Origin of the sequence: Acetobacterium tundrae (assembly GCF_008086615.1) — a bacterium.
Taxonomy (GTDB): Bacteria; Bacillota; Clostridia; order Eubacteriales; family Eubacteriaceae; genus Acetobacterium; species Acetobacterium tundrae.
Genome location: NZ_RXYB01000042.1, coordinates 1 through 6,534 on the forward strand (window position 1 = coordinate 1; position 6,534 = coordinate 6,534).

The following is a 6,534-nucleotide window of genomic DNA, read 5'->3' on the forward strand; positions in this document are numbered from 1 at the left end:
GCTTTCGATCGTTCGCATATCCAGTAAGTAAAAATCTTTGTGAATCCTTCCAATGATGGGTGTCTCGGCATTATTTAATTTCCGATCCAGAGCATTTTCAGAAAACCCTTTGGCTTTGATGGACACGCATACACTTGGAATCATCTGATTCGGCATTGAACCTCCTCCAACCTGTCCAAAATCCTCAATGATCTCGCAGGCAATCATCGCATTGTTTTTCAGTAAGGCGACGAATTGTTCAGCCTTTTTAAATAAGGACTCTTTTGTGACTAAAAGTTTTGCCAGAATCGGAATTTCTTTTTCCGCTTTATCCCGGTCCAGATAAAGTATGAGGGTGGCTTCCAGGGCCGCCAGGGTCATTTTATCCACCCGGATCGCCCGGGTTAACGGATTTTTTTTCATGGCATCAATGTATTTTTTCTTTCCCACAATGATTCCTGCCTGGGGTCCCCCCAATAGCTTATCCCCACTGAAACAAATAATGTCCGCACCGGTTTGCATGCTTTCCGGCACGTTTGGTTCATCATTCAAATGATATTCCTCAGCTTTAAAAAAGCCCCCGCTGCCCATATCATATACAACCGGGATATCATGATTTTTTCCAATTTCGGCAAGCTCCTGAAGCGTGACTTCTTCCGTAAATCCGATGATTTTATAATTGCTGGTATGGACCTTCAGCAATGCTCCGGTATTTTCATAAGAGAGTGCGTTTTCATAATCCGACTTTTTTGTTTTATTGGTGCTGCCGACCTCAACCAGTATGGCGCCGCTTTGTTCCATTACCTCCGGCACCCGAAAAGCTCCGCCAATCTCAACCAGTTCGCCTCTTGAAACGATGACCTGCTGATGTTTTGCCAGGGTATTTAATACGAGCAGTACCGCCGCTGCATTATTATTGACGACCATGGCACTTTCACATCCGCAAAGCTCTTTCAAAAGCGAATCAACATGGCTGTATCTGCTTCCCCGTTCACCAGTAGCGATATTGTATTCCAGGGTACTATAATTTCTTGCCACATCATAAGCCGCCTGAGCAGCGCTTTCACTCAACACGGCTCGGCCTAAATTCGTATGCAGAATAATCCCGGTGCCGTTAATCACCGGCCGTAAATGTCTTTGAATTTTATTTTTTATCAAAGCTTCTATTTCCTGAATTAGTTGATTCCGATTAATTGGTTCTTTATGATTTCCCAAAATAATTTGCTGCCGTTTTCTGTCCGTGACACTCCTGGCACAGTCAACAACCACTGTTTTTCCATGCTGTTCGATGGCCATGATCATTTGGGGCTCTTTTAATAACTCATCAATTTGGGGTATGGCTCTTAAACTATCTTTGTCCATTGTCATTTTCCATCACACTCTCTTGTTTTGCTTAATTAGTCACGAAATCAGTGGTTCGCCTTTTCAGTCTTCCAAATGGAGATAATCCCCTTCGGTAACAATGCCGCCCATAACAACTCTGCAAAAGATGCCTTCCTTTTGCATCAAACATTCGCCCGGTGTTTTTTTCATCTTACAGACTTCACATATCTCGCCTTTATGGGTGATCTCCAGAATCACGTCACCGGATCTGAACTGAGTGCCCACTGGATAAATTGAAAAATCGATTCCTTGGACAACCAGATTTTCACCGAAAGCCCCTTCTTTCACCTCGGCGTCTTTTCCTGTAAACGCCTGAATCTTTTCATAGGACAATAAACTGACCTGTTTATCTGTATGAGGACCTCCATGTCCATCGCCTTCAACACCAAAATTTCTGATTAGATTTGCCTGGTGTATATTTCTTTTCGGTGTTCCGATATCAACACTTGTGCATATTCCTGTTATTTTTCCCCTGACTTCCATCACTGTTCCTCCATTTCATATTTAACTAGTATTCTAAAATTTTTGATTCTGGTGACAATATTTATAATTTTATAACGTTTTCAGCTGCAACTTTTATAGCCCTGACAACGCACTTTCCGGTAATATAAGTTTGCTTATTAATCCACACTCTACAAAGTTATTACCATAGAAAAAAACACCTTGCCGCTATTTCCATAGAAAAAAGGCAAAGGCGCAGAAAGAGACATTTATTAACCAATCTACAGTTGTTTAAATTATAACAATCAGCTCATTATGTGTCAATTGACTTCTTTCTTAATGACAGTATCGAACATTGCTACTGTAAATAATTCTAACTCAAGCCATTTTTATGTTTGCTTTTCCAACAATAATTCCAACAATAATAATGTATAATAATAAAAACTCCGAAGTTTAATGTTTCTAAAGTCGTCAAGACTAATTTTTTTGCAGACTCTGCTGCGAAAAATTCGCTAATTATTATGTTCTCGATAAAGTCCACGGGCTGATGTGATTGCGATCGGAAAATTTTAACCAGTTAATCAATTTCATAAAATAACGACACCTTAGACTTCCACTATTGCTCCGGGATTTTCGATGCCATACCCGCCCAGCTGATTCAGGGCCTCGGCAAATTCATGGGACTTGAGGACACTGATAAAGATCTGAATACGGGGATCATTAAGGTTCTTTTTTAAAACGATAAAGTCATACTCTTCATCTCCAATGGGAATAAAATCCAGATCCATCATATTTGCCGCGGACAATACTCCCATGCCCACATCGCAGGAATCGGATTTCACCGCCGATGCAACCATCATATGGGTATTCATTTCGCGGGTATATCCCAATATAGTTGTGGGTTCGATAGCATTCTTTTTTAATAGGAAATCCAGCAATACCCGCGTTCCCGATCCACGCTGCCGATTCACAAAACTAATGTCATCCCTGGTAAGATCTTCAATTCCTCTGATATTTTTGGGATTGCCCTTTGAGATCATCATTCCCTGGGTCCGCTTTACCCCCTTGATCAAAACAGCATCCTCTTTTTCCAGGTAGCGTTTTAGATAGGAGCAATTATAGACACCTGTTTCTTTGTCCAGCAAATGAACAGGTGCGATATGACATTCTCCTTTTTTGATGGCCATTATTCCGCCCAGACTTCCCACATGGGTTGAGGACAAACTCATGATTTTTCGATTTTTATGAATGATATTGGCCACGATATCCATGAGCACATCATGGCTTCCAATGGAAACCAGGGTGTTTTCGATTTCTTCCTGGGGACGCATCAAAACGATCTCAACCACATCTCCAGCATCGTATCCTTCAACATTTTTAGGGATTTTTAAAATGCCATCCGCATTCACCAGCGACATTGTCACGCCTGCTCCACGATCCAGAGGTGTTGCCACAAACGTATCATTTACCCGTCCGCATTTCATCCGAACGAACTCCAGGTACTTAAGTGACGACATTAAACGTTTTGATAATACGGCTTTAATACTCACTCCTTTATTAAAGGTTTGATGATTAAATGCCAGGATAATTGGTTTAACAAAACTTTCAAAAATAAAATAGGCTGATACCGGATAGCCGGGAATGCCAATCACCGGTTTTCCCTTGATAATCCCTAACACCACTGGTTTTCCCGGTTTGATCGCCACCCCGTGAACCACTACTTCTCCTAATTCTGCAATGAGTTTTCGGGTATAGTCTTCTGTACCGGCTGACGAACCGGCTGAAATGAGTACAACATCATTTTCATCCGCTGCTTTTGCAATTGCCTTTTTTATTAGGTCGTAATCATCCCGAACGGTTGGATAACGGTTTGGCTGTCCCCCATATTCTTTGACTAAACCGGCAAACATATGGGTATTGGAATCGACAATTTTTCCCGCAGACATGGGTTCTCCGGCTTCAACCAGTTCCGTTCCGGTTGGGATAATTCCAACCTTTGGCCTTTCCATCACTTCAATCTCGGTAATCCCACCTGCCAATAAGGCGCCGATATCCATCGGGCGGATACGATGAAAGGCCGGAATAATCAGCTCACCAGCAACGATATCTTCTCCGATGGGCCGAACGTGCTGCCAGAGTGCAACCGGGGCATTGATACTAACCTGTTTATCATCTTTTATAACCACATCTTCAATCATGATCACTGCATTATACGGATCTGCGATGACATCTCCGGTATCAACAAAATTAAAATCTTTTTCTTTCACTAGGATCTGTGGATGGCGTTCATCAACATCGATCATTGCCATAGCGTCCACACAAATGCCATCCATTGCCGATGCATTGTAATAAGGCGAGGATATTCTTGCAAACACAGGTTCTTTGGTCACCCATCCCTGTGATTCCGTCACCGCCAGGAAATGACTCTTCTTCTCTGTTGCATCAAATGATAATAAAGCCAGATATTTTTCTACAGCTGCATCTAAATCTTCATTTTTCAAGTATAAATTTCGTTCATCCTTTTTCGCTGTATTTTCTGTATTCATGCATTCGCTCCATTTCTTAATTTACTATTTTCAAGGTCAGGTGACTGAATTTTTCTTTAATGATTTTTTTCATTTCATCGATGGTTTTTACTTTAAGTAATTCCATTTTTTCTCCTGTTATCTGTTTATTTTGACAAACGCATTATAACCGGCTGCTTTTTCCTTTTGATCAAAGATATCTCAGGTAACAGTAATTGCTTTTTTTAATCCTTCCAAACTGGAGTAATCCACCACTACGCAGGGAATACCAGCCTTATCAAGTTTTTCAATTTCTCCTTCATTAAAAACAAACTATCGAATATTTTTTAAAGGAACAATAAATTTCTGGTTATCCCTTGCGTTGTCTTCACTCATAATACCATTGCTGGTGATTAAAAGCTCATATTCCGCAAACAATTCCACCGCTTCTTTAAACTGAGGATGTACTGTTGGCTCGCCAATTCCGCCAAGAAATACTTGTTCTAGTGCTGGCAACTCTTTTACCTGTTCACGAATGGATTTAAGTAAATTCAAATTTATATCGCCTTCAAGCGTACCCCAGGTATGCCTAAAACACATCTCACAATCAAGATTGCAGCGATTGGTCAGTTCTATATAGATACGTTTGATCGCCATGTCTTTCCTCGCTTTCACATTACTATATGTTCATAATATAGACTGCTAATTATCGGTTGTCAATATTTTATCAAGTTCGTCCCAAATAATTTGTATTGATCTAAAAAAAGCTGCTACAAACCGATTAAACCATGAATTAGGTTAACCGGTTTGCAACAGCCCTTTTGTCTTGTCAAAGAGTCTAAGTCATAAACTACTTTATAATAGAATAACTTTTACCTTATCCCCTTTTTTTAAGCCATTATTTCCTGCTTCAATTTCGACCAGACAATTACATTTCTTCATTGACGCTATCATTCCTGAAGCATGTCCACCCTCGGGAAACTTCACTCTGCCTTCTTCATAAATAGCCCGAACAAAACGTTTTTGTTTGCTTTTTTTAGAATAATCAATCGCCATAACACCGCTGGTTTCTTTTGTGAGCATCGCAGGATCTCGCGACATTTTTCCCAGCAAGGGTCTTGCCAGCAATTCAAAGTTAACCAGTGCCGCAAATGGATTCCCAGATAAACTCAGTATTGGTTTATTCTCATAAATTGAAAACATTACTGGCGTTCCCGGCTTTATATTAACTCTCCAGAATTTTTGATCAGCCCCAAGATTCGGCAACACTTCATGGAAAATATCCTTTTCACCGACAGAAACCCCTCCCGTTGTAATGACTACATCAGAAGCAGCCAATGCCTGCTTTAACTTATGTGTAACGGTGCTGACATCGTCGCCAGTTTGTTGTAAATAAACGGGCGTGATCGAAAGCTCTTTAAGTCGGGCTGCCAGTAAAAACAAGTTGCTGTCATAAATTTTTCCTTGTTCCAACACTGTCCCGAGAGTCATCAGTTCATCTCCCGTGGCAAGCACCGCCACCTTGGTTTGACGATATACCTCAATTGTTGGAAAACCCATGCTTGCCAACAAACCCAAGTGAACAAAATTAAGTTTTTCCCCTGCTGAAATTAATCTTACGCCTTTTTTAAAATCCTCACCGGCATAACAATAATTTTGAAAAGCTTTTAAGGGCTCGTAAATCTCAACCGTCTCCGAACCATAATTTGTCGCTTCCTGCCGGATGACACAATTTGCTCCTTGGGGAATCATGGCTCCGGTCATAATCCGAACGGTCTGGTTTGCTTTTAATTCAAAAAGACTAGAATCCCCGGCGTAAAGCTTCCCGACAACTCTTAACTTCACCGGATTTTCCCGACTTGCGCCTTTGGTGTCTTCTGCAATCAATGCGTACCCATCCAAGGGCGAGCGGTCAAATGGCGGGTTATCAATGGGTGCAAAGATATCCTGCGCTGACACTCTAAATAAGGAATCTAAAATCCCAACGGTTTCTTTTTCTTTTATTTGGGTAACGTTTTCAACGATTATTTCCACCGCTTCTGATAATTCAATTCTTTGTAACATAAACATATCCCTCATTTCTTGATCTTTCGTTATCAAAAAAAACATCCGCCTGTATTTCATAAAAAGAAAGCAAGGCGCAACAAAGAAACACGCTTATTTAACACAAGTCACACGCTCGTGAAATTTATGCTCCTTTTCCAACAGAAGGCTATACCGTTTCCAG

The 6,534-nt window shown here is 40.9% G+C and carries 5 protein-coding genes; all 5 read right to left on the reverse strand.

The genetic code is table 11. The features are described 5' to 3' along the window. A partial coding sequence (gene selA / locus FZC40_RS16695) for an L-seryl-tRNA(Sec) selenium transferase (RefSeq protein ID WP_148606450.1) occupies positions 1-1,341 on the reverse strand: 1,341 nt, incomplete at its 3' end. Positions 1,342-1,404: 63 nt separating this feature from the next. Next, positions 1,405-1,845 carry an MOSC domain-containing protein gene (locus FZC40_RS16700; protein WP_148606458.1) on the reverse strand — a complete coding sequence of 147 codons (441 nt, stop codon included), beginning with the start codon at positions 1,843-1,845 and terminating at the stop codon, positions 1,405-1,407. A 563-nt stretch (positions 1,846-2,408) separates the two neighbouring features. Beyond that, entirely contained in the window at positions 2,409-4,349 is a 1,941-nt protein-coding gene (locus FZC40_RS16705; RefSeq protein WP_148606452.1) for a molybdopterin biosynthesis protein, read from the reverse strand. Positions 4,350-4,640: 291 nt separating this feature from the next. Then, complete coding sequence (locus FZC40_RS16710; protein WP_148606454.1) at positions 4,641-4,964, reverse strand: radical SAM protein; 324 nt, start codon at positions 4,962-4,964, stop codon at positions 4,641-4,643. A gap of 198 nt (positions 4,965-5,162) precedes the next feature. Continuing rightward, positions 5,163-6,371: a molybdopterin molybdotransferase MoeA gene (locus tag FZC40_RS16715; RefSeq protein ID WP_148606456.1), complete on the reverse strand. Its 1,209-nt coding sequence runs from the start codon at positions 6,369-6,371 to the stop codon at positions 5,163-5,165. Between the last annotated feature and the right edge of the window lie 163 nt (positions 6,372-6,534).

What these genes read in the sequence shown, in the direction of transcription:
- FZC40_RS16705 (WP_148606452.1), bottom strand. Translation starts at nt 4,349, where the DNA reads ATGAATACAGAAAATACAGCGAAAAAGGATGAACGAAATTTATACTTG.
- FZC40_RS16715 (WP_148606456.1), bottom strand. Translation starts at nt 6,371, where the DNA reads ATGTTACAAAGAATTGAATTATCAGAAGCGGTGGAAATAATCGTTGAA.
- FZC40_RS16700 (WP_148606458.1), bottom strand. Translation starts at nt 1,845, where the DNA reads ATGGAAGTCAGGGGAAAAATAACAGGAATATGCACAAGTGTTGATATC.
- FZC40_RS16710 (WP_148606454.1), bottom strand. Translation starts at nt 4,964, where the DNA reads ATGGCGATCAAACGTATCTATATAGAACTGACCAATCGCTGCAATCTT.